Annotated in this window: 21 protein-coding genes; 11 read left to right on the top strand and 10 right to left on the bottom strand. The window is 59.9% G+C overall.

All coding sequences use genetic code 11. From position 1 onward, the window contains the following. Nucleotides 1-38 precede the first annotated feature (38 nt). Nucleotides 39-872 carry an alpha/beta hydrolase gene (locus IG617_RS01240; protein ID WP_192106592.1) on the bottom strand — a complete coding sequence of 278 codons (834 nt, stop codon included), beginning with the start codon at nucleotides 870-872 and terminating at the stop codon, nucleotides 39-41. 174 nt (nucleotides 873-1,046) lie between these two features. On the opposite strand from IG617_RS01240, the gene IG617_RS01245 reads away from it, so the two are divergent. The 8 genes from IG617_RS01245 (at nucleotide 1,047) to IG617_RS01280 (ending at nucleotide 11,768) form a co-directional block, all read left to right on the top strand. Next, on the top strand, nucleotides 1,047-1,538 hold the full coding sequence (locus IG617_RS01245; protein ID WP_192106594.1) for a class I SAM-dependent methyltransferase: 492 nt from the start codon (nucleotides 1,047-1,049) through the stop codon (nucleotides 1,536-1,538). A gap of 33 nt (nucleotides 1,539-1,571) precedes the next feature. Beyond that, nucleotides 1,572-2,765 (top strand): CaiB/BaiF CoA transferase family protein, encoded by a 1,194-nt coding sequence (locus tag IG617_RS01250; RefSeq protein ID WP_192106596.1) that lies wholly within the window; start codon nucleotides 1,572-1,574, stop codon nucleotides 2,763-2,765. Between the two features lie 188 nt (nucleotides 2,766-2,953). Then, complete coding sequence (locus IG617_RS01255; protein ID WP_192106598.1) at nucleotides 2,954-4,840, top strand: adenylate/guanylate cyclase domain-containing protein; 1,887 nt, start codon at nucleotides 2,954-2,956, stop codon at nucleotides 4,838-4,840. Nucleotides 4,841-5,005: 165 nt separating this feature from the next. After that, entirely contained in the window at nucleotides 5,006-6,892 is a 1,887-nt protein-coding gene (locus IG617_RS01260) for a dipeptide ABC transporter ATP-binding protein (protein ID WP_192106600.1), read from the top strand. Next, a complete protein-coding gene (locus IG617_RS01265) occupies nucleotides 6,889-8,784 on the top strand; it encodes an ABC transporter substrate-binding protein (protein ID WP_192106602.1) in 1,896 nt (631 codons plus the stop codon). Before IG617_RS01260 ends, IG617_RS01265 begins: the two co-directional genes overlap by 4 nt. Before the next feature lie 112 nt (nucleotides 8,785-8,896). Further along, nucleotides 8,897-9,922: an ABC transporter permease gene (locus tag IG617_RS01270; RefSeq protein WP_192106604.1), complete on the top strand. Its 1,026-nt coding sequence runs from the start codon at nucleotides 8,897-8,899 to the stop codon at nucleotides 9,920-9,922. Then, nucleotides 9,919-11,106, top strand: a complete 1,188-nt coding sequence (locus IG617_RS01275; protein WP_246541345.1) for an ABC transporter permease — start codon at nucleotides 9,919-9,921, stop codon at nucleotides 11,104-11,106. Before IG617_RS01270 ends, IG617_RS01275 begins: the two co-directional genes overlap by 4 nt. A gap of 65 nt (nucleotides 11,107-11,171) precedes the next feature. Further along, nucleotides 11,172-11,768, top strand: coding sequence for a class I SAM-dependent methyltransferase (locus IG617_RS01280; RefSeq protein ID WP_192106606.1), 597 nt, complete (start codon nucleotides 11,172-11,174; stop codon nucleotides 11,766-11,768). A 106-nt stretch (nucleotides 11,769-11,874) separates the two neighbouring features. On the opposite strand, the gene IG617_RS01285 is transcribed toward IG617_RS01280, so the two are convergent. Further along, complete coding sequence (locus IG617_RS01285) at nucleotides 11,875-12,162, bottom strand: DUF1330 domain-containing protein (RefSeq protein ID WP_192106608.1); 288 nt, start codon at nucleotides 12,160-12,162, stop codon at nucleotides 11,875-11,877. Nucleotides 12,163-12,259: 97 nt separating this feature from the next. Between IG617_RS01285 and IG617_RS01290 the strand changes: the two genes are divergently transcribed. Next, the gene (locus IG617_RS01290) at nucleotides 12,260-13,156 is read left to right on the top strand and encodes a LysR family transcriptional regulator (RefSeq protein WP_192106611.1); all 897 of its coding nucleotides are present in this window, start codon (nucleotides 12,260-12,262) and stop codon (nucleotides 13,154-13,156) included. A gap of 16 nt (nucleotides 13,157-13,172) precedes the next feature. Here the strand turns inward: IG617_RS01290 and IG617_RS01295 are convergent, their stop codons facing one another. The 8 genes from IG617_RS01295 to IG617_RS01330 form a co-directional block, all read right to left on the bottom strand. Continuing rightward, the gene (locus IG617_RS01295; protein WP_254170399.1) at nucleotides 13,173-13,520 is read right to left on the bottom strand and encodes a nitrile hydratase accessory protein; all 348 of its coding nucleotides are present in this window, start codon (nucleotides 13,518-13,520) and stop codon (nucleotides 13,173-13,175) included. Continuing rightward, complete coding sequence (gene nthB / locus IG617_RS01300; protein WP_192106613.1) at nucleotides 13,507-14,166, bottom strand: nitrile hydratase subunit beta; 660 nt, start codon at nucleotides 14,164-14,166, stop codon at nucleotides 13,507-13,509. The genes IG617_RS01295 and nthB overlap by 14 nt, the downstream gene beginning before the upstream one ends. Next, entirely contained in the window at nucleotides 14,163-14,804 is a 642-nt protein-coding gene (nthA, locus tag IG617_RS01305; protein WP_192106614.1) for a nitrile hydratase subunit alpha, read from the bottom strand. The genes nthB and nthA overlap by 4 nt, the downstream gene beginning before the upstream one ends. A 180-nt stretch (nucleotides 14,805-14,984) precedes the next feature. After that, on the bottom strand, nucleotides 14,985-15,746 hold the full coding sequence (locus tag IG617_RS01310; RefSeq protein ID WP_192106615.1) for a polysaccharide deacetylase family protein: 762 nt from the start codon (nucleotides 15,744-15,746) through the stop codon (nucleotides 14,985-14,987). Then, on the bottom strand, nucleotides 15,743-16,897 hold the full coding sequence (locus IG617_RS01315; protein WP_192106616.1) for a glycosyltransferase family protein: 1,155 nt from the start codon (nucleotides 16,895-16,897) through the stop codon (nucleotides 15,743-15,745). Before IG617_RS01315 ends, IG617_RS01310 begins: the two co-directional genes overlap by 4 nt. Further along, nucleotides 16,894-18,045 carry a glycosyltransferase family 4 protein gene (locus tag IG617_RS01320; protein ID WP_192106617.1) on the bottom strand — a complete coding sequence of 384 codons (1,152 nt, stop codon included), beginning with the start codon at nucleotides 18,043-18,045 and terminating at the stop codon, nucleotides 16,894-16,896. Before IG617_RS01320 ends, IG617_RS01315 begins: the two co-directional genes overlap by 4 nt. A gap of 26 nt (nucleotides 18,046-18,071) precedes the next feature. Beyond that, nucleotides 18,072-19,292: a glycosyltransferase family 4 protein gene (locus IG617_RS01325; RefSeq protein ID WP_192106618.1), complete on the bottom strand. Its 1,221-nt coding sequence runs from the start codon at nucleotides 19,290-19,292 to the stop codon at nucleotides 18,072-18,074. A 51-nt stretch (nucleotides 19,293-19,343) separates the two neighbouring features. Next, nucleotides 19,344-20,564 (bottom strand): glycosyltransferase family protein, encoded by a 1,221-nt coding sequence (locus IG617_RS01330; protein WP_192106620.1) that lies wholly within the window; start codon nucleotides 20,562-20,564, stop codon nucleotides 19,344-19,346. Nucleotides 20,565-20,761: 197 nt separating this feature from the next. On the opposite strand from IG617_RS01330, the gene IG617_RS01335 reads away from it, so the two are divergent. Together IG617_RS01335 and IG617_RS01340 are read left to right on the top strand one after the other, a co-directional pair. Continuing rightward, on the top strand, nucleotides 20,762-23,356 hold the full coding sequence (locus tag IG617_RS01335; RefSeq protein WP_192106622.1) for an ABC transporter ATP-binding protein: 2,595 nt from the start codon (nucleotides 20,762-20,764) through the stop codon (nucleotides 23,354-23,356). 89 nt (nucleotides 23,357-23,445) lie between these two features. Then, on the top strand, nucleotides 23,446-23,901 hold the full coding sequence (locus tag IG617_RS01340) for a Crp/Fnr family transcriptional regulator (RefSeq protein WP_192106624.1): 456 nt from the start codon (nucleotides 23,446-23,448) through the stop codon (nucleotides 23,899-23,901). The last annotated feature ends 11 nt before the right edge of the window (nucleotides 23,902-23,912 follow it).

The following is a 23,912-nucleotide window of genomic DNA, read 5'->3' on the forward strand; positions in this document are numbered from 1 at the left end:
TTGTTTTGTGTCTTCTTGTTAGCGTTGGTCTGGCTGTCTCAGCCGCCCAGCCGAGCAAGGCTGCGCGTAAGAGCGCTGCCAGGGTCGGCCAGGGGATTGATGACCGTAAAGTGGTTCGCGCCTGCCTGAATGTCCAGTTCGCCCTCCAGGCCGGGGCCATTCCAGCGACGTGCAAGGTCACGACTTTGGCGCCGGTATTCCGAAGATTCGTCACCGCCGACGACGGCCGAAAAGCGACCCGCGGCGGGAACAGGCCAAGTTAGCGGTGATGCTGCGAGAGCGCTTTTGTCCGTGAGCTTCAAGGCCGTGTTGATGCTTGTTGGGATCAGGGGCGCGAGGTCGAAAAGCCCCGAGATCGGCATGACGCGATCAACAAGAGCTTCAGGCAGGTCGCGGGCCGCCCAGTCCGTTGCCATGAGCGCTGCCGCCAGATGCCCGCCGGCGGAGTGGCCATAGACAAGCAAGGGTTTGCCGTAGGTGCGCCAGAGATGGGCAGCCAGCGCATCCATCTCGCTGATGATGTCACCGATCTCGACGTCGGGGCAGAGGCTGTAGTTGGCCACGGCAACGTCAAAGCCGTGGGCATTGAGACCTCGTGCCATATGGGAAAAGGCAGTCTTGTCCAAGGCCTGCCAGTAACCACCATGAATGAAGAGCGCGGTGCGCGGCTGCTCCGGCGTACCGGGTTGGGCGGAGAACACATCGAAGACCTGTCGCGGTTTTTCGCCATAGGGCTGGTCCAGAGCTGCATCGCTGCGCGCCGCGCGATAGGCGGACGCGTCGGCCATCCAGCCGGAGATGATCTCCGGATGCTCCGGCACGCGTGCCCTGTTGTTGTATTCCGCTTCCAGATCAATCTGGCCGGTCGCCATGATTTTGTCCCTCAAATGATGCGGCCCTTGAAGCATGGCGCCCGGTCTTTGCGCAAGAGAAGCCTTTTTTCTCCACACGTCCGGGCGCTCGAGCGGTGTTTTGACCTCGACGCTCGAGCGGGCTAAGACACAGCCGGTCCGAACCTGAATGACGCGCTAGAAACAGGAAGTCCCATGAGCCGCCTCGACAGCTTTATTCGTCGCCTGACAGCCCAGAAAACCCTGCTTGAGGATGTCGCCGAACGCGTCAAATCCGTTGAAGGCCCGGTTCTGGAACTCGGCCTCGGCAATGGTCGCACCTATGATCACATCCGCGAAATCCTCGACGACCGCGAGATTTTCGTCTTTGACAGGGATCTTGCCTGTCATCCGAGCTGCATTCCCGACGGCGACCATATGATCTTTGGCGAGATCCGCGACACTTTGGCCTTCTGCGGACCACGCATCGGCGAACCGGCGGCCTTTATTCACTGTGATTTGGGCTCTGGCGACCCGACCACCGATCTGGCAACCTCCTCATGGTTGTCACCATTGGTCGACCAGCATACAAAGCCGGGTGGCTACGTCCTGTCGGGTCTGGCGCTGGATCTCGGCAACTTCGACGAACTTCCCAAACCGGAGGGCATTCGCCCGGGCCGGTACCATCTTTATAAAAAGCACGGCTGAGCCTTCCCCTTCACGCCGTGTCAGGAGAGACGCATGACCGCACCACTTGAGGGCGTGAAAGTCGTTGAGCTTGCCCGCATTCTGGCGGGACCCTGGGTCGGACAGACCCTCGCCGATCTCGGTGCCGACGTCATCAAAGTGGAAAGCCCGGCTGGAGACGATACCCGCGGCTGGGGACCGCCCTTTGTCGAAAGCGAGGACGGTGCGTCTGGTGATGCCGCGTATTTTCACGCCTGCAATCGGGGCAAGCGCTCGATCACGGTCGATTTCCGCACCGAAGAGGGGCAGGAAATCGTGCGCCGCCTCGTCGCTGACGCGGATATCCTGGTGGAGAACTTCAAGGTCGGCGGACTGAAGAAATATGGGCTCGACTACGAGAGCTTGAAAGAGGTCAATCCGAAACTGGTCTATTGCTCGGTGACGGGCTTCGGTCAGGACGGGCCCTATGCGCATCGTGCCGGCTATGACTTCATGATCCAGGGCATGGGCGGCATCATGGATCTGACGGGCGATCCGGACGGCGAGCCTCAGAAAATCGGCGTTGCCTTTGCCGACATCTTCACCGGGCTTTATGGCGTCATCGGCGTGCTCGCTGCCTTGCGCCGGCGTGACCAGACGGGCGTTGGTGAGCATGTCGACATGGCACTGCTTGATTCGTTGACAGGCGTGCTGGCCAACCAGGCGCTCAACTATTTTGTATCGGGCACGTCGCCCAAGCGCCTTGGCAACGCACATCCCAACATTGTGCCTTATCAAGTGGTACCTGCTTCGGACGGTCATCTGATCATCGCTGTGGGCAATGACAGCCAGTTCGTGAAACTCTGTGACGTGCTCGGGCGGCCCGAACTTGCGCAAGATCCTGATTATGCGACCAATGCGGCGCGCGTGGCAGCGCGTGAGGCCCTGGTTCCCATTCTGGTTGCGGAAACCAAAAATCACAGCCGCGATGAGCTTCTCTCGGCGCTGGAAGCCAAAGGTGTGCCTGCTGGCCCGATCAATTCGGTCGAGGATGTCTTCAACGATCCCCAGATCGCCCATCGGCACATGAAAGTTGATCTGCCGGCGACCGGCGTGAAGGGCGGCTCTGTATCGTCTGTGCGGACGCCGATCCGTTTTTCCAACAGCGATTTGGTGCTCGACAAGGCTGCGCCAAGGCTAGGCGAACACACTGATGAAATTCTCATCGAATTCGGCCTGCCGCCGCGCAGCGCCAATGACAACGGCTGACAAAGCGTCCGATTGTAACAGCCGACATAAACTGTGACACGGCAGCTGGTTGAAAACCAATCAGCTGTTCGCCACAATTTGCATCACAATTGCCGCTAAGCGCCTTGCTTGATTTGCTCGACCGGATTCGCACCGGCGCGGCGGAATGGGATGAAAATGTCCGGCTGGACAAGAAGGCGCTAAAGCGTATGAGCGATATTCGCAAGATTGATGAAAAAGGACAGAAGCGCCGCTTGAAGGTGCCGCTGACCCGGATCATATCGTTCAGCTTCGGCGGCTTCGTTGCCGTCGCTCTTGCACTGGTGTTGTATCTTTCGGTCCTGGCCAACTTCAAGAACACCTTCTCGCTGCTCAATGACAAGGCGATCCTGATCACGCAGGCCATCGACCGGCAGCTGCGAGATCACTTTGCCTCCGTCGAGCAAGCCGTCGTTGACGTCAAGCCCTTCTTCGATAACGGCACCATCAGCTTCGACAATGTTGACGAGGCACTCGAGAAGATGTCGTTGGCAGTGGCATCCAATTCGCGCATCAATGTTTTGGTCGCGACGGATCTGAACGACGACAATTTTGGTGTGTTCAAGGGGCCCAACGGCAAGCTCTGGCCTTTCAAGCGCCAGATCCCACCTGGCGGTGAACGCACTTATATGCTGCCGCGGCTGACCGTCGATAGTGGGCCCACCTGGGGCGCGCTCTTGCACAATGACGTCGGACAGTTCGCCAATGTTTCCGTGCCGCTTGTGGTCGATGGAAAAATGATCGGCACGTTGACGGCCGCCAGCTCGCTCAAGGCGCTGGGCCGGGCAATCCACTCCCTGGACGAAGGGGAGGATTCGACGACCTTTATCATTGCCAACGGCGATGACGTCGTCGTTCACTCCGACATGAAGGTCTTCCAGACCGGGGAGGTGACCGACAAGACCTTGCCCGTTGCGCGCGAAGATCTGGGAGATCCTGTCCTCGCGGCGATGAACGCCGCCGATCGGCTGGAGAGCTTCCAGAAGGCTGCAGAACTTGGCATCGAAGTGTCGCGGATCGAGACGGCTGATGACGAGTTCATCATGATGCGGGTTGTGATCCCCGGATATTCCGACGAACCCTGGATCATTGGTCAGTACTTCCGGGGCGTGACCATTTCGCGCGAGGTGAGGCGGCTGACGGGATCCGCTGCCGTGGGCATCGGCGCGTTGATCATCGCGGTTCTGGTGGCGATCTGGATGGGCCGGCGCGTTGCAAGGCCGCTGAAGGCTTTGGCCAAACAATCCGAGCGCGTGGGAAGTCTGGCGCTTGACGAAGTCGAGCCATTGCCGCGCAGCCGTGTCCAGGAGCTTGATCAGGTGGCGGTCGCCTTCAACTCCATGGTGGATGGCTTGAGGGCGATGAACACCTATGTTCCCAGGTCGCTCTTCGCCAAACTGATGCGGCTTGGCGGCAAGGACGCAGCCGGTGCGCGCGAGGCGGAGCTGACCATTCTCTTCACCGATATCGTTGGTTTTACCGCCCTGTCCGAACATATGAGCGCCAGCGAGACGGCGAGCTATCTCAACGATCACTTCGCGATTCTCGTGGAGGCGGTCGAGAGCGAGGGCGGAACCGTCGACAAGTTTATCGGCGATGGCATGTTGGCCTTCTGGGGCGCTCCCGATGCACGAGCCGATCATGCCGCTGCCGCCGTGCGCACGGCCAGAAACATCGCAGCTGCCTTGCAGAAGGTGAATGATCAGGCGGAAGAACGCGGCGAGAACCGTCTGTGCATGCGGATCGGCATTCACACGGGTACTGCCGTGGTTGGCAATGTCGGCGCTCTCGACCGGTGGAACTATACGGTCGTCGGTGACACGGTCAATGTGACCGAGAGGCTTCAGACGCTCGGCAGGGAAGTCGGCGATGGTGACGAGGTCGTCATTCTGGCGAGTGCCGAAACCGTCGCGCGTCTGCCTGCCGAGCCTGGAAAGGATCACGCCGGCGAGTTCTCTCTCAGGGGGCGTTCGACGTCTCTTGAGGTCTGGAAACTTGATCCGTTCTGCGCCGCGCCGGACACCTCGGATGTGTTATCCCCCACCGCCGCTGAATAAGCTCCAGGCCTCACGTTTGGCCGCCGGAATGTGATCTGCGTCACACTTCGCCTATTTCAGCCTTTTCCGTTGCTAAGTGACTGGGATTTGTGGTTGTCTTTTCCCCAATGACGGAGGCTTACTGCTTCTGGATAAAGCGATTAATCGCAGCAGAGGGGATTGGCTGTGAATGTTCTGTCGATCGACGGCCTGACCGTCGATTTTAAAACTGCGGAAGGGCAAGTCCGTGCGGTGGACGATGTCTCTTTCACCGTTCCACAGAACAAGACCGTGGCGCTGGTGGGAGAGTCCGGGTCCGGCAAGACCGTTATTTCTCAGACGATTATGGGCCTTTTGCCCGAGTCGGCCCATGTGACATCAGGTAGCGTCGTTCTGGACGATCCGCGCGGCAGCGAGCCGCCGGTCGATATCACCAAGCTCGAGCGCAAGGGCCCGCAGATGCGCCATCTGCGCGGCAATCAGATCGCAATCATCTTTCAGGAGCCGATGACATCGCTGTCGCCGCTCCACACGATTGGTGACCAGATTGGCGAAGCCGCGCTTCTCCATCGCAATGTTGGCACCGCTGAAGCGCGTGAATTGACGCGCGAAATGCTTCGCCTGGTGCAGTTCCCCGACCCTGCGCAGTCTCTTGATGCCTATCCCTTCGAGCTGTCCGGCGGGTTGCGCCAGCGGGCGATGATCGCAATGGCGATGATCTGCCGTCCGGCGCTCCTGATTGCCGATGAACCCACAACCGCTCTCGACGTGACAATCCAGGCTGAAATCCTCAAGCTGATCAAGGACGTCCAGTCAGAGCTGGAAATGTCCGTTCTGATGATCACCCATGACTTCGGCGTCGTTGCCAACATGGCCGACGAGGTGGTGGTGATCTATCATGGCCGCATCATGGAAAAGGGCACGGCGCAGCAGCTCTTCAACGATCCGCAACATGCCTATCTGAAAGCGCTCCTGAAGGCCGTTCCAAGCTTTCACATGGACAAGAGTGAGCGGTTGGCACCAATTCGTCCGATTGAGGTTCACGCCGAAGATCTGAAGAAGAGCCGGATCGAGTGCACTGTGGAACCCGGCAAGCCCTTGGTGGAGGTGAAGAACGCCACCAAGAGATTCAATCTTCGCAAGGCCGGCCTGTTCGGCACAGCGCCGAAAACGCTGACAGCACTGGATACCATCAACCTCACCATCCGGCGCGGCGAATGCCTGGGACTGGTGGGCGAATCCGGCTCGGGCAAAACCACGGCCGCCAAGGCGATTTTGAGGGCGATCAATCTCAACGAAGGTCAGGTTTTTTACGACCGGGGCGAGGGCCTGACGGACATCGCGGAGCTGTCCGGTGGCGATCTGATGGATTATCGGCGCCGCGTGCAGCTGATTTTCCAGGATCCGTTCTCGTCACTGAACCCGCGCATGACAGTCAACGACATCCTGACCGAACCACTGCAGATCCATGGCATCGGCACACCTGAAGACCAGGCCGAGCGGGCACGCGCCCTGATGAATCTGGTTGGCCTCGATGCCCGCTTCCTGCGTCGTTATCCGCATTCCTTCTCCGGCGGTCAGCGCCAGCGCATCGGCATTGCCAGGGCGCTCGCGCTCAACCCGGAGTTCCTGCTTTGCGATGAACCGACGTCAGCGCTTGATGTGTCGGTGCAGGCCCAGATCCTCAACCTGCTTCAGGACCTGAAGCGGGACCTGAACCTGACCTATCTGTTCGTCAGTCACAATCTCGCGGTGGTCGACTATATCGCCGATCGCATTGCGGTCATGTGCCGTGGACGTGTGGTCGAGATCGGGGAAACCCGGGAGATCGTCTCCAATCCGCTCCATCCTTACACCAAGGCGCTTCTGTCGGCCGTTCCCGAGCCGGATCTCGAGACACCGCTCGATTTTGCCGCCCTTGGCGAAAGCCGGGCGTCCGATCCCTCGGAATGGCCCGAGCCTTTCCGTGTGGTCGACGGCGTTGAGCCGACACTTGTTGAATTTGAAAAAGATCATTTTGTATGCGCACCGGGCGTGGAGGCCCAGAGCGCTCTCAGGGGGACTGCAGCATGAATTTCTGGACGGGGCTCTGTGCATCAGCGCTCATCGCCACTTCACTTGCCGCCAATTCGGCGGCTGCTCTGGAACTGAAGGAAACACCTGGCCTCGACGCTGACCTGCCGCCGGTCGCCGAGCGCGTTCCAACCGAGCCCCTGGTTGTCGATCTGGCGGCCACAGGCCGCTCTGTCGGAACGCATGGCGGAACCCTGGACACCTTGATCGGCCGCTCGAAAGACGTTCGCTTGATCAACGTCTGGGGCTATGCGCGCCTGGTTGGCTATAACGAAGCGCTGGAGCTCCTTCCGGACCTTCTGGAAAGCGTTGAAGTCGAGGACGGACGGGTCTTCACGCTGAACACGCGTGAAGGCCACAAGTGGTCCGACGGTGCACCATTTGGCGCAGAAGATATCCGCTATTATTTCGAGGATGTCGCGCTGAATGAGAGCCTGAACCCGTCAGGCCTGCCGCCGTTCCTGACGGTCAATGGCAAGGGGCCGAAGTTCGAGGTCCTGGACGAGACAACCGTTCGTTTTTCCTGGGATAATCCGAACCCGCTGTTCCTGCCGGAGCTGGCCAAGGCACGACCGCCGTTCATCTATCGTCCGGCCCATTATCTGAAGCAGTTCCATGAAAAATACGGCGACCCGGCCTTTATCGAAAAGGCGGCCGCGGAAGTGAAAGCACGGAGCTGGGCACCGCTTCACAACAAAAAAGACGATATGTACAACGCCCGCAATCCGGAAATTCCGACGCTTCAGCCCTGGAAGCGCCGGGATGGCGAAAGCGATCGCAGGTTCGTGCTCGAGCGCAATCCTTTCTATCACCGCGTCGACAGCTCCGGCCAGCAGCTTCCCTACATCGACAACGTCATCATGACCGTTGCCGACAAGAAGCTGATCGCTGCCAAGACCCAGGCGGGCGAAAGCGACCTGCAGGCACGAAACCTGTCCTTCTCCGACATCACCGTCTTGAAGCAGGGAGAAGCCAACCAGGGCTACACGACGGCTCTGTGGGCGAACGCCAAAGGCTCGGAAATCTCGATTCTGCCGAACCTGACCGTCAAGGACCCTGTCTGGCGCGCGCTGTTGCGCGACACGCGCTTCCGCCATGCCCTGTCCCTTGGGATCGACAGGGACATGATCAACCGGACGCTCTTTTTCGGCCTTGGAAAGTCCGGCAACGACACGGTGCTCAGTGCAAGTCCCTTGTACCAGTCGGAGTACCTGACAAAATGGGCGAGCTATGACGCTGAAAAAGCCAATGCTCTTCTGGACGAGATCGGCCTGACCGAGCGCAACGGTGAAGGCACGCGCATGATGCCGGACGGCCGGCCGCTTGAGATCATTGTCGAGACATCCGGCGAAGCACAAGTTCAGGACGATGCACTGGAGCTTGTCGCCGAGACCTGGAAGGAAATCGGGGTCAAGCTCTTCGTCAAGCCGAGCCAGCGTGACATCCTGCGCGAGCGGGCCATCACGGGTGACCTTGTCATGTCGGTCTGGTGGGGCGTTGAAAACGGCATCCCGACCTCCGAAATGCCGCCATCGGACTTTGTTCCCGTCCACGGCGACGTTCTCGCCTGGCATGCCTGGGGTGACTATCATGAAACAGCAGGCGAGGGCGGCGAGAAGCCTGACTGGGCACCTGCCGAGCGTCTGATGGCTCTCTATGACGAGTGGCTCGTGTCCACCTCCAAGGAGGAACGCGAGAAGATCTGGACCGAAATCCTGGACATCCATGCGGAAGAAACGATCCGTATCGGTCTTGTGTCCGAAGTTCCCCAACCGGTTGTCATCAACGGCGTGGAGAATGTGCCGCTGACGGCGATTTACGGTTGGGATCCGGGCGCACATTTCGGTCTTCACCGGATGGACGAGTTCTACCTCTCCGACAAGGCCCGATAAGGCTGGAAACAACGCGCCTTCCCGGTCCCGGTTCGGGAGTGGGAAGGCCGAATTTTATGAAAGACTCACCGTGCCTGAAAAAGGCGGGTGCGGGGAAGCTGAGGACGTTTCAATGTTGCAATATATAGCGCGCCGGATCTTGGCGATGATCCCGACGCTGTTTGTCATCAGCTTCCTGACGTTTTTTATCATCGAGCTTCCGGCGGGCGATTACATCTCGAACCAGATCGCAGCTCTGAAGTCTACCGGAGAATCCTCCTCGGTTGCGAAGCTTGAGTTCCTGCGCAAGGAATTCGCGCTCGACCGCCCCTTTTTCGAACGCTATCTGATCTGGGTCGGTGTCTGGCCCGGGCCCCATGGCTTCGACGGCCTGATCCAGGGGAACTGGGGGTGGTCCTTCGAGTTCGACAAGCCGGTGTCCGACGTGGTCGGCCCGACGCTGCCGCTCACGGTCCTTCTGAACTTCGCCACCATCCTCTTCGTCTATATCGTTTCCTTCCCGATCGGGATCTATTCGGCGACCCGGCAATACTCCTGGGGGGACTACGGTTTCACCTTGCTGGGCTATTTCGGCCTGGCGGTTCCAAACTTCCTGCTCGGATTGATCCTGCTCTACCTGTTCAACAGATGGTTCGGACTGTCCGTCGGCGGTCTGATGGCGCCCGAATACATTGATCAGCCCTGGAGCCTCAATAAAGGGCTCTCCATCCTCGCACATATGATCGTTCCGACAATTGTGATCGGGACGTCGGGCACGGCCGCCATGATCCGGCGGTTGAGGGCCAATCTGCTCGACGAGCTTCACAAGCAATATGTCACGACCGGCCGAGCCAAGGGCCTGAGCGAGCGCAAGCTTTTGACCAAGTATCCGCTGCGCATGGCGCTCAATCCGTTCATCGCCGACATCGGCAGCCTGATCCCGTCCATGGTGTCAGGTTCCGTTATTGTCTCGGTGGTGTTGAATCTGCCGACGGTCGGGCCAGTCCTTCTGTCGGCCCTTCAAAGTCAGGACCAGTTTCTCTCCGGTTTCATCCTGCTCTTTGTGGCGGTGCTGACGCTGTTCGGCATGCTCGTGTCCGACCTTCTGCTGGCCGTCCTTGATCCCCGCATTCGTCTTGGCGGGAGGGCGTCCTCATGAGCGCGAACATGAACGGCAACGGCACGGAAAACGGAAGCACCGTGGAACATTACGTCGATCCGGCTCCCTTCAATCCCGCGACCACCGAAGACCTGACAGCCGAGCAGGAACGCTTTTACCAGGCGTCTCAATGGCAAATAATGTGGTGGAAGTTCAAACGCCACAAGGTTGCTGTCTGGTCCGGGGTTGTGCTGATCCTGTTCTATCTCTGCGTTCCCTTTGCAGAGCAGATTGCGCCCTACACGCCGAACACCCGCGACAGTCTGCATCTTTATGCGCCGCCGCAACCCTTGCACCTCTTCCACGAAGGCAAATTTGTCGGGCCGTTCGTGTATGGCATGAAGTCCGAAGTGGACATGGTCAACCTGAAGTGGGTCTTTACCGACGACAAGACCAAGGTGCAGAAACTTCGCTTTTTCTGCCGGGGCGTAAACTACCGGTTCTGGAATCTCTTCACCGCCGACTTCCATCTCGTTTGCCCTGCCGAGGGGGGGACCTTGTTTTTGCTGGGGACCGACCGTCTCGGGCGGGATCAGCTTTCGGGTCTGATCTACGGCGCGAGGCTGTCCCTGACTGTCGGCCTTGTTGGCGTTGCGATCTCCATCGTGCTCGGTCTCTTCTTCGGCGGGATCGCCGGTTATTTCGGCGGCATTGCCGACAATCTGATCCAGCGGCTGATCGAGATCATGCGCTCGTTGCCAGAACTGCCGCTCTGGATGGCGCTTTCGGCGGCACTTCCGGTGACCTGGGCACCGGTCTGGATCTACTTCGGCCTGACCATCATTCTCGGCCTTCTGGATTGGCCGGGCCTTGCCAGAGCCGTACGCTCCAAGCTTCTGTCCCTGCGCGAAGAGGAGTACGCCCGCGCCGCAGTGTTGATGGGAGCCAAGCCGGGCCGTGTGATTACCCGTCATTTGTTGCCGGGCTTCACCAGTCACATCATTGCCTCTGCGACCTTGTCGATCCCCTCGATGATCCTGGGGGAGACGGCTCTGTCGTTCCTCAATCTCGGCCTTCGCCGCCCGTCGGTCTCCTGGGGTGTTCTCCTCAACGAGGCGCAGAACATCTCGGTCGTCACGGTCTATCCCTGGCTGATGGCGCCGGTGATCCCGATCATCATCGTGGTTCTGGCGTTCAATTTCCTCGGTGATGGTTTGCGCGACGCCGCCGATCCCTATAAGTGATCCCGAGACGAATTTGAATCGGTGCCGCGGCGTCTGAGCTGCGGTGCAAGCCAATCGGAGACCCCATGTCGAAGAATGCCAGCACCGCCGAAGGGTGGGACGAGGAATATGAAGCGGGCCGCTGGGCCTTCCTGCGCTCGCTGCCCGAAAGCGGCCGCTACGGCATCATCGGCATGTGGCTCAACCTGTCCAACTCCATGGACGAGGTTCTGGACATCGGCTGCGGCGAAGGCCTGCTCTATGAGCGCCTGCAGCCCATGGGCATCAAGCGTTATGTCGGCATGGATCTCGCGCCGGCCGCCCTGGAGATCGCCAATGTCGACCCGTCGATCGCATCCCTTCGCGCCGGCGACATGCACACGTTCGAACCGCAGGATGGTGAGCGTTTCTCGGCCATCGTCTTCAACGAGGTTCTGCATTTCGCCGAAGATCCGGCTGCCGTTGTTGCGCGCTATGCGCCCTTCCTGAAGGACGATGGCGTCATCGCGCTGTCCATGTATTCGCCCAAGCGGCCGGAAAGTGGCGCGAACAAGCTGATCGCCAAACTCTGGGAAGCTACGGACGACGAGAGCAAATGGGAAGTCCTCGACGACTACCGTCTCGTCTCCGACAAGAAGGGCGTCACCTGGCGCATGCGCCTCGTCAAGCCGGTTACGGCTTGACCTGAACGGGGTGTGTTCAAGCCCGTCCGCTGAGCAGCCAAAGATCGAGGAACAGGAAAAAGGCGGCCATTTGGGCCGCCTTTTTTTGTTTTCAGCCGTGCCTCGATCAGGACGGCAGAACCACGATGGTGGATTTTCCGCCGGTGTTGCGCAGGGCGTGGATTGGCTCCAGGGCCGGGTCCTCGCGCCAGGCCGTTGCAGCCTCGACGGTCGGAAACTCGAGCAGGGCGGCGATATCGGGTGCGTCGAAGGCGGCCTCCAGGACGGCAGGAGCAGGGTCCGCGGCTGCCACCCGGCCGCCGTGTTTGGCGAGAGCCTCGCCTGCGACCTCGCGGTATTTGCCGAGCGTCTCCTTGTCGGTCACCGTGATCAGGGCAATGGCTTGAACAGTCATGTGTCATCTCCAGGTTTCGGGTAAGAGGAAACTAGCTGCAGATGGACCTGTGTAAAATTCCACAAATTTGAAACCAATATGTGCAATAATGCACACTATGGAAAAGTGGGATGACCTGAAGTTTGTGCTGGCCGTTGCCACGGCCGGAAATCTCTCGGCGGCAGCGCGCAAGCTGGGCGTCAATCACACGACGGTGTCGCGTCGTCTTTCTGCCCTGGAGGAGGGGCTTGGCACCCGCCTTTTTGAGCGTTTGCCGGATGGGCTGACGCCCACGCCCGCAGGCAGCGAGGCGGTCGAGAGCGCCAGGCGGATCGAGACCGAACTCTACAGTCTGGACACGCGTATCACCGCTCAGGATACCGTGCTGGAAGGCTCCTTGCGGGTCACGGCCGCCCAGCTGATCTTCCAGTCCGGTCTTGCCGACACCATGGCGCGCTTCGCCCGGCTTCACCCGCGTATTGAACTTTCAATGAACGCGGCAAACGAGATCCTCAGTCTGCACCGGCGTGAGGCGGATGTGGCCATCAGGGTGACAGATCGCCCGGACGAAAACCTATTTGGCCGCCTTGCAACAGGCCAAAACAGAACCTTTTACGCCTCGAGAGAGTATCTGCGCAGCCACTCGGAAGCCTTTGCCAGCAGTTCGAGCGCGGAGGCAATTGAGAGCGTCTCGTTCAAATGGTGGGGCAAGCAGCCGCCAAAGGAGGTTCGGGCACGTTTTCCAAATGCCCATACGACCGTGGTCTGCGACGACATGATCGCAACGCAGTCTGCCGTCAGGGCCGGGATGGGAATCGGCCGCATGCCCTGCTTTCTGGGTGACACGGATCCTGAACTTGAGCGTGTTCCCGGCTTCGAACTCAGCCGCTACTTCGATATCTGGGTGCTGACACATCCCGACCTGAAAAACGTCGAGCGGATACGCCGGTTCGTGCGTTTTGCAGCTGATGATTTCAAGGCCAACTCGGGTCGATTTCTGGGTGTCAGCGCCTGATCTGCGGGAGAGTGAACTAGCTCTTGAGCGCAATCGGTTCGCCGTGGGGTGTGGCGCGGGCGGCTTTGTCCCAGGCGTCCTGAAGTCTGCCGAGGTCGGCAAGAGAGGTGAGGCCCTTGGCGGCCAGCAGTTTCTCAAAGGCTGTCAGCCAGTGTTCGTAATAGGGCTTGCATGGCGCGCCGGGCGCGTCCTTGGCCAGTTCCGCGCCAAGGGTTTGTGCCCAGTCCTTCCAGGTGAAAAGCCCAGCGTCATAGGCGCTCAGGGTCATGGCAAAGACCTTGGCCTCCCAGGGGGCGGAAAAGGCCGGGCCGTCCTCACCGATGGGAATGGCCGGGGAGGCATCCATCAGATCAGAGGCGGTCAAGATAAGGCTCCCAGAGATCAAGGCTCAGGCTTACTTTCGGATCGCTGTCCGGACCCCAGACGTTCGTGCCCTTGAAAGCAACACCATAAAGCCAGGTCGGCTGTTCGCCGTCGCCGCGCGCATTGGTGTCGGGGAAGACGTGGACGCCGTGAACGGCTTCGATCACACCTTCGCAGCCCCGGGCATAGCGCGGAAGGCGCGTGTGGCCTTCCGGATGCATCACCTTGGTGCGGATCCTGTCACCAACCTTGAAGGCGGCAGGGGCTGTCTCCGGCCGGTCCACGGGCCCGCCCTTGGCAAGGGTGGCCGCCACATCCTTAGCCTGCAGGACGCGTTTTACCGGCGAAGGCGGTTGGATCTTGTGGCCGCTCGCAAGCTCGTCTTCGCTGAACAGCCCTGCCTGTAGGCAGAGCTTTTCCAGGCCCCTTGTCCAGATCTCGTAATAGCTGGTGCCAAGATAGATGGCGGGAGGCAGGCTCTCGCGGGCAAAGCGGGAGGTGTCGAGCGTCCAGGAGCCGGTCGCGCCCATGGCAAGGGTGATGGCAAAGGCCCGCTCTTCCCATTTGCCGTGAAAATTCGGCTCGTTTTCCTCCAGCTCGATCGCGCCAAAGCCCATCTGGCCACCGAGGTCCTGCGCGCCATTCATCGGGCCGCCTCCAGAGCCTGCGGCGACAGCGCCAACCCGGTTCCGATCATGCTGTCTCGGGTAACGAGCTCGGCTAGTTGGTCTTCGCTCCAGCCTTCGGTGCCCTCCGGCCGCATGGGGATCACGAGGTAGCGCACTTCCGCGGTCGAATCCCAGACGCGGATGCCGGTCTTCTCCGGCAGGCGAACGCCGAATTCCGTCAGAACGCCGGAGGGGTCACGCACGGCGCGGGAGCGGTAGGGCGCGGATTTATACCAGACCGGTGGCAGGCCCAGCACCGTCCACGGATAGCAGGAGCAAAGGGTGCAAACGACCATGTTGTGGGTGTCCGGCGTGTTCTCGACCGCCACCATGTGTTCACCCTGACGGCCGGTGAAGCCGAATTCGGCGATCGCGGCGGTCGCGTCGCTCATCAGCCGGTCCCGATAAGCAGGATCGCTCCAGGCCCTTGCAACAACACGCGCGCCGTTCTTCGGGCCGATCTTTGTCTCATAGGTCTCGATCAGCTCATCCAGCGCCGGCGGGTCGACATAGCCCTTTTCCGTCAACAGCGTTTCCAGCGCACGCACCCGCAGCTCAATCGGCGAGAGCTCTGAATGGTTGTGATCGTGGGAATGATCATGGTCGTGAGAAGACATGAAGGCTCCGAAGGAAGCGATGGCGGGACACTGATCTTAGGATCATTTCACTTCCCGGGCCAAGAGCTGCCACGCGGATTTGATCAAGCAGAGGAGGGCCTTCATCACATCTCTTGTCTGCATGCGCAGACATCTCCCCATCACGAGGGAGATTGAATGGCGTGGTCGGAAGAAAAAGCGCTACTTCGAAAACAGATCCTTCACCCGCGGCCACTCAGCCCCCGGGTGGTGTGCGGCGATGTTGAGGAAGCGGTCGAGGAACTCATAGCAGCCGTCTTCATGGGCGAGGTGGTGGCTGAGAATGCCGAGCGGCTCGGACGGGTTGGTCCGGCGGCGGCAGAGCTGCAGGTCGAGGCGCAGGCGGGCGCTGTTCCAGCCGATGAAGCGGCGGTCTTTCTTCCACTTGATAATGTCGACGTGGCTTTGTACCTGCCCCGGACGGGGGAAATGATGCCAGGTGAAGGTCGACAAGCCATCGAGACCAATGCCGGGCAGGCGGCGCGAGATCTCGGGCGCAATCCGGTTCCAGGGCGGGACCATGGCCGGCACGAAGCGACCGCCAAAGAGTTCCTCAAGACGCGCCTTGCCCTCGGCAAGTTCTGCGATCAACTGATCCGGATCCCGACGTGAGCCCAGTTCGCCGGCCTTTTCGCCCAAGTCCTTGCGCTGGAAATTCTTGTGCTGAAAGCCATGTTGCAAGATGACCGCATGAGGTTCGTTTGAAAGCCGCTCTGCAAGCGCTTCCCTCGCATGTTTGGGAATGACCGCAAGGGCGACATCAACGTCATGGGCATTGGCGATCGCAAGCAGGCGGTCGAGATCCTCGGTCGGCTCAACCGCATCATCATCCCGCCACCAGAAACGAACCTTTTTGCCGCGTTCGGCAAACCAGTCGAGATGGACGGTCAGCTCAGCCTGGAAACGGTCAAAGTCTGAACTCATGCAGCGCGGGCCTTCAAGTCTTCCAGAAGAATATCGGCGCTTTTTTCTGCGCCGCCGAGCAGAACCTGATGAGACGATCGGGGCAGGGCAAGTGCGTCGTCGATCGCCGCGGCGAGCCGCTCCGGCGTCAGGTTCTGTTCCGGTGTGACGACAGCCCGGCCATGGGAAGCGAGAGCGTTGGCCCGCTGGGTCTGTTCGGTTTCCTTTACCTGGGCAAAGGGCACGAAGACCGCCGGGACGCCGGCAATGAGCACATCCAGCACCGTGTTGTAGCCTGCCTGAGAAACAGACAGCCGCGCCCGCTCCAGAAGTCCGGGAAAATCCCTTCGCGCGCGCTCCACGATCAATCCGTCGCCTGCGCTCTTGCGATAGGTCTGGAAGGCGTCTTCGGAAATATCGTGGCCGACCAAAATCCGCCAATGCGTGTCTTCAGCGCGCCGGGAGAGGGGGCGGGCCTCGAGAGCGGCCATCAACAGTCCTTCGGCGACTGCGCCGCCACCGCAGGAAATGATCACTTCATCTTCGCCCACGCCATCGGGCGGGACGGGGCGCTTGCCGCCGCCGACAAAGCCCGTGTATCGCAGCAGATGCTCGACCTTATCGGCAAAGGGGAAACTGTCGGACAGCTGAACGAAATCCGGGTCGGAGTGGCACAGGATCCGGTCGTAGAACTTCACGGCCTGATCGGCCATCCATTCCTCTTTCCAAAGCTCCTGCTTGCGCACGAGAATATCCCGGATGGATGTGGCGATCAGCGGCGGCCTGTCACGCCGCCGTGCGGCATCCAAAAGCGCAGAGAGCTCGAACTCGAACTGGCGGCGCCCAAACGGATAGGTTTCGGTCAGAAGCAGATCATGGGGCTTGGCCGCAAAGGCGTCCAATGTTGCGGCCGTCCGCATTTCCTCCCAGGCAATGTCAATCGGGTCGCCGTCCGGCGTCACCAGCCGGTTGAAGACAGCGTCCGGGCTCTTTACCGGCGGCAATTGCACGACCTTGAGGCCGGTGGTGTCCAGGGTTGGCGGCAACAGGTTGCCAGTTGCCAGGGTCACGTCGACACCACGGGCCGTCAGCGCTTTGCCGATGGCGGCGGCGCGCACCGCGTGACCTGTGCCCAGGAGATGCTGAACATGGATGAAAGCCGAATGCGTCATGTCTGGTCCGGAACGATTGCTGGGCGGGAGGGCGCTGGCGTGCGGTCCCAGCGTTGATCGAGAGCCGCTTCCAGCAGGGCGTCGAGACGCTGGGCTCCAGCCTCCAGCCTGTGGTTGGCCGCGATATGGGCTCGGGCGGCATCGCCAAGGGTCTTGGCCCGGTCAGGTGCTTCAAGAACCTGGCGCAGATTGGCGGCAAGGGCTTCAGCGTCGCCTTCCGCTGACAACAGCCCTGTCTCGCCATGCCGGACAATGTCGGGAACGCCGAATGTGTCTCCCGCGACGACGCCGAGGCCAGCGGCCTGTGCTTCGAGGAACACAAATCCGAAGGCTTCGCGGATGGCCGGCCAGACAAAGAGGTCATGGGCCGCATAGAGGTCCGGAAGATCTTCCGGCTCCATGGCTCCAAGGCATCGGACGCGGGTTTCAGGAAAGCGCGCCAGAATACTTTCGCGATTGGGCCCGTCGCCAATGATGGTCAGTTCCCAGGGCAGGTCGGCAACGCGGGCAAGCGCATCGGCCAGAACTTCGTAGGAACGGGTCTTGTCGCCGTCACGCATCATGCCCACGGTCAAAAGCTTCAGCGGAGAATGTGGCGTGGCCGCGCCATGTCGAGCCGCCTCTTCAAATGGTTCTGCGTCCAGAAAGGGGAGAAGAACCCTCAGCCGATCCTTGTAAACGACGTCAGCCAGACATTCGCTGTCTGCCTTGTGAAGGGCCGCGACCTGATCTGCCCGGGCCAGGGCTGCATCGGCAGCCTCGAAGCCGAAGGCCCAGAGGCCGGTTTTGCGCTTTGGTGCGCGGCTTGCCTCGACGATGGCGTAGGCGATGCCGAATTTGTCGGCAAGCGCGGGGCCGATCCAGTCCGGTGCCTTGTGATAGAGGTGGTAGGTCAGAAACACATCCGGCCGGTAGCCTTCGGCAAGCCATTCGCCAGCCACCCGGTCGGCTTCCGCCAGAGCCTCGTCGCGGATCGCGCGCTGAACGTCCTCGCCGCTGTCTTTCGACCAAGAGCGGAAGCGGCTGGCGACACGAACGTCATGCCCGCGCGACTCAAGCGCCTGGACAATCAGGCGCCCCATGGTCCGGTCGCCGGACGGGACCGGATGGTCCAGCGGCTTCATCGGCGCTGTGAAGGCGATCTTCAAGAGGCTGATCCCGGTGCTTGAGAACCTTAGAGGACCTTGCGGAATTTTTCGGCCAGGTGATCAAGCCCTGGCGCGCTGGCAAATTCCTTGCGCACATGGTCCGAAGCGGCGCGGCCAAGCTTATCACGCCGGGCGGGATCCGCAATCAACTCGGCCAGCGCCGCGCTCAGTGCATCCCGGTCTGCGGGGGGCACAAGACGGCCGGTTTTGCCGTCAGTGATCAGTTCCGGTATCGCGGAGACCTGTGTCGACAGGCAGCACAGGCCCATGGATTGGGCTTCCATCAGAACGTTGGGAAGACCGTCCCGGTCGCCGGATTTCGCGAGTTTGGACGGCAAGGTGAAGAGATCGGCCTCGGCGCATGCCTTGATCACCTCTTCGCGCGGTTGTGCGCCCTTCCAGATGATGCGGTCCGAAAGGCCCAGCTTTTCGCCAAGCTGCTGCAATTGATCGGAGAGTTCCCCGCCACCGATGTGAACGAATTGCCAGTTGAGGCCATCGGGCAACTGCGCAAATGCGTGAAGCAGGTCGTCATAACCCTTCTTTTCAACGGCACGTCCGACCGACAGAATCCGGACGGGCTCTCCTGAGCCGTCGCGCGTGGAGGGTGTCTCGCGCGGCATCGGGAAGCCGGTGAAGTCAAGGCCGTGATAGACGAGTTCGACCTTCTCGGGCGCCGCCGAAAGGCCTTTCAGGTGCGCGGTGTTGACACCTGTACATGTCACACCCCAGGCCGCGTCGTCCAGCTTTGTCCGGAGATCCCATTCCGGGCTTGTCCAGATATCCTTGGCATGGGCCGAGAAGGACCATCCGCGGCCCGATAGGTGCGCGGCATAGCGCGCAACCGAGCATGGCGTATGCAGATAATGCGTGTGGATCCAGGAAATGTCCTCGGGCAACTCATGGGCAAAGACGCAGCCCTGTGCCCACCGCCGCTGGCGGCCGGCATTGTGCTCTTGCGTGAAATCTGCATCGAAAAGTGCTTTGGCAGCGGCATGGGTCGGCTGGCTTTCGGCCCAGCGTTTTGCTCTGGCGACACGAGCAGGATCGTCCTTGACGTACTCGGGGAGGTAAAGCACTTCGGCCGAGATTTGCCGGTGCAATTCGTGGATGAAGGGATCATAGGGCTTTCGAAGCGCCACGATCAGGATCGGGATGCCCCGCCGTTCCAGCCCCAGGATTTCCTGGGCGATGAAGGTTTCGGAAAGGCGCGGATAGCCTTTGACCACGACGGCGATGCGGGACATGGGAATTCTCTTGTGATTGGTCGTGTTGGGCTTTGGTCCGGGAGTGGCGCCCTAGAAGTTGACGAGCTTCTGCTCAGATTGGCCCGGTCGATTTTCCTCGAAGATCTCGCCGACACGTTCCTCGATGAGTTCGAGGCCGCCAAGCAGGTTCTCGACACCGGCAGCTGATGGACGCGGTGCGTTCGGCAGTGCCACCAGTGCTTCGGTCATCAGGTCCGGGTCCGGATAGGCGTCGATCGGCAGAACATTCAGCAGGCCGCTTGCCTCGGCGCGCGCTGCCCGAATCGCTTGTTCGCGGCGTGGAACGATGCGCGGAACCATCAACGTTGGTTTGTCGAACGAGAGGATCTCGCAGAACGTATTATAGCCGCCCATGCCAACAATCGCCGTGGCATTGGCCAGGTAGGGCTCGATCTGCGGCGTGAAGCGAATGATTTCAACGTCGCGCAAGTGTTCGGCGCGCTCAACGAACTGGGCAACTGATGCAGCCGGCATGAAGGGACCGAGAATGATCAGGGCAGGAAACAGCGGGTACTTGCGCGCTTCATAGGCGCGCATGACCCAGTCGACCATCTCGACGCCATCGCCGCCGCCGCCTGGAGTCACCAGAATATAGGGCTCTTCTCCGAAGGGAGAGGGTTTGGGAACCGTCTCGGCGCCTTCAGGAAGACTGCGGCGCAAATAGCCGGTGTAGCGCAGCTTTTCCTCGATGCCTTCCGGCAGGTCGATTCCCTCAACGGGGTTGCAGATGCCTTCTGGGCCATAGACCCAGATCTCGTCATAAAGCGACTGCAGCGCGGGATAGACGTTCTTGCGCTCCCATTCGTGGCGCAGGATTTCCGGATCATCCATGACATCGCGCAGGCCAAGCACAAGGCGTGTATCCGTGTCCTTCAGTGCCTCGAGCGTCGGTACGACTTCGCCGCGCAGACCCAATGGCTCCTTGTCGACGATGAAAATGTCTGGATCAAAGACTTTTGCGGTGTGCTCGATGATGGAGGAGCGAATCGCCAGGGTATGATCGATGTTCAAATGCAGGGAAAGCGGGGTGTATTCGCCGTCGCGCAGCTTGATAACGCCAGGAATCCGGACGAAATCCACCCGCGACCTGAACTCGAAACTGCCAATGATCGGAGATCCGGACAGAATCAGAACCGACAGGTCATCGAAGGTCCCGACGAGCGAATGAGCAATCGCGCGGCAACGGCGGAGATGACCCAGCCCGAACGAATCGTGGCTGTAGATCAAAATTTTCGGTGAATTCGACCGCATACTTCCCCATTCGTTGCGCCGATCCGGCTCGCGGTGTTGACACCTGCACTTGGCAGGCCCTCGGTCGGGTCTTACTTGTAACTGACCTGATCTTTGGCTTGAAGGTCAAACATCAGTGGCACATCCCCCTTCGAGGGGTAATATACTAAAAATCCGACAGGTGCACGACGTTGGTGCGGGTCAATCTGGATGGGGTAATGGAAAAAAGCCTTTTTAGCTTCATTTGGAAGTTTAGCGCCAAGCAACAGATTTTCATCCTTCTCGTCACCGTGCTGTCCTATCCGGTAAGCTATGTGCTCCTGGAATTGCCCAAGCTGATTGTCAATGACGCAGTGCAGGGCGATGACTTTCCACGAGATATTTTTGGCTTTGAGTTCGACCAGATTTCCTACCTGCTGCTGCTGTGTGTCGGCTTCCTCGGGCTCGTCGTCCTCTCCAACGGTCTGAAGCTCTACATCAACGTCTATAAGGGGCGTTTGGGTGAGCGCATGCTGCGGCGGTTGCGCTTCGAGCTCTTTCAGCGGGTCCTTCGGTTTCGCTTGCCACACTTCAGGAAGGTGAGCTCCGGCGAGATCATCCCAATGATCACCTCCGAGGTCGAGGACGTCGGCGGTTTCATTGGTGAGGCTTTCGCTCTGCCGGCCTATCAGGGCGGGATGCTGGTGGTGCAGCTCGGCTTTATCTTCATGCAGGATCCGCTTCTGGGTCTCGCTGCAATCTCGTCTTATCCGGTTCAGGGCTATGTGATCCCCAAGCTGCAGCGCAAGGTGATCCTGCTGTCGCGCAGGCGCGTGAAGAACGTTCGCCTGATCGCAGACAAGGTTGGCGAGAGCATTTCCGGCGTGCCGGAGATCCACGCAAACGATGCCGCGGCCTGGCATTCGGCGGATCTTTCGGACCGTCTCTACGAGAATTTCAAGATCCGCTATGAGATCTTCAATCGCAAATATTTCATCAAGTTTCTCAATAACTTCATGAATCAGCTGACGCCGTTCTTCTTCTACCTGATCGGTGGTTATCTCGTCATCGAAGGCAATTTGAGCATGGGTGCGCTGCTGGCGGTCATCGCTGCTTACAAGGATCTGGCTGGCCCCTGGAAGGAACTCTTGGCCTACTACCAGCTCGTCGCCGATGTGGATGTGAAGTATCAGACGGTCGTCGAAAACTTTGACCCGGCGGATATCTATCCGGTCGAGCGTCTGACCGCCGATGAGTGCGTCGAGCTGACCGGTGACCTGGAGATGTCGGGTGTAAGTTTCTCTGGCGGCGCCGCTGGTCAGGAGGTGACGGACATCAATTTGAAGGTTCCCGAGGGAGCCGCCTTTGCGATCATCGGTCCCGATGGATCAGGCCGATCGGAGGTGTTGCAGCTGGCAGCCGGACTTGTCAGCCCGGCCTCCGGAACCGTGAAGATCGGAACACGGGATCTGGACAAACTCACCGCCTCCACTTTGGGCCGCGAGATCGCCTACGTCGGCGGCGCAGTACATATCTGGACGGGGACGATCCGGGACAATCTCTACTACGGTCTCCGCCATAGACCGCTTGCCGAGCTTGAGCGGGAAGGAAGCGCGCTCAGTGATTACAAGCGACGGCTAGCGGAAGCTGCAGAAACCAAAAACCCGACCTACGATCTTGCCGCTGTCTGGGATGATTTCTCGGCCGCAGGTGTCGAGGATATGCATGGGTTGGACGCACGCGCCCTAGACCTTCTGAAGGCGGTCTCTCTGGAATCCGACATCTATCGTCTCGGTCTGCAGTCTCGCTTTGATCCGGCTATGGACGACGTTTTTGCTGATCGTATCCTGGCGGTGCGCAGGAAACTTGCTGCGCGTATTGCCGGGGATCCCGAAATTGCCGGCCTCGTCGAACTCTGGGATATCTCGAAATTCAACGCCAGTGCGAGCCTTGCCGAGAACCTCTTCTTCGCTGTGCCGTCCGATCCTGAAATCAGCATGGAAAATGTGCCTGAGCTGCCTGAGGTCCGGGCGTTTTTGAAGGAAACCGGGCTGGATGGAAAGCTCCGCGAAATCGGCCTGAAGATTGCGGAGACCATGGTTGAGCTGTTTGCCAATGTCAGCGGCGACAGCGGCTTGTTGGGGAACTACTCGTTCATCACGCAGGATGATCTGCCCGAATTTGATCGGATCACCCGTGTTGCGCGCTCCGAACAGCAAAGGCCGGGACTGACCCAGGCCGATCAGGACCGCCTGATTGCACTGGCGTTCAAACTGGTTCCTGCGCGGCACCGTCTTGGCGTCATGGACGACGCCATGAAGGAGGCCGTGGTCGCGGCCCGCGCCACTTTCCACAAGAAGGTGGTCGCGACCGGTGACAGTTTTGTTGCCATCGATCCGGAGCTTTACCTCCCGCCGCTGACCATCGAGGACAATCTGCTCTTCGGTCGCCCGCGTGTCGACCGGCGGGACGCCCGTCAGCGCATCGATGCGGTGATCCGCACCATCGTCGAAGAGACCGGTCTGCGCGAGCCCATTGTCTTTGCCGGCTTTGATTACCATGTGGGAGTCTCAGGTTCGCGTCTGTCTGCGGGACAACGCAGGCGACTGGCCCTTGTCCGCGCGCTTTTGAAAAACGCCAAGCTCACCATCCTGGACGATATTGCCACCGGTGTTGGTGAAGAAGATCAGGCGTTGCGTGCGACCCTGCAAGAAATTCTCAAGGGACGAACCTTTTTGTTTGGCGCGCCTAACGCAGCGGCGGCCAGCGGATTTCAAAAGAAATTGGTTTTGGAACAAGGGCGTATGTCCCAAGATAGCGATGAGCATGCTTGAGGCCGGGCGAACAAGGTGCTTTTCTGCACTCGGGCGTTTTCTAAACGATCGCCAGGGCAAGATTGCCGGAAACGGCAAAGGAGGTAACTGTGTCTTTGGAAACTGAAGTCGAGGCCCTCAGAAAGGTGCCCCTGTTTCGCGGGATCGACGAAACCAAACTCCGACTGCTTGCCTTCATCTCCGACCGTATGGAGTACAAGGCTGGCGAACGCATGTGTACACAAGGGGAGGAAGGCGACAGCGCATTCATCCTCTTGAAGGGCGCTGCCAATGTGATCGTCAACACGCCTGACGGTGAGAAGGTCGTGGCACAGGTGAAAGAAAACTCGATCGTGGGGGAAATCGCCATTTTGTGCGACGTTCCACGGACAGCAACCTTGATTGCAGCGTCCGATATGGATGTCCTAACGGTATCGAAAGATGATTTCCTGAAATTGCTCAAGGAGTTTCCTGAAATGTCGCTGGAGGTTATGAGAACCTTGGCACTGCGACTTGAGCGCACGACACGTGATCTTGCCGCTGCCCGCTCGGACGCCGCGGCTTAAGGAGAAACGGA

The sequence above is a fragment of the Roseibium polysiphoniae genome, assembly GCF_014842925.1.
Classification (GTDB): domain Bacteria; phylum Pseudomonadota; class Alphaproteobacteria; order Rhizobiales; family Stappiaceae; genus Roseibium; species Roseibium polysiphoniae.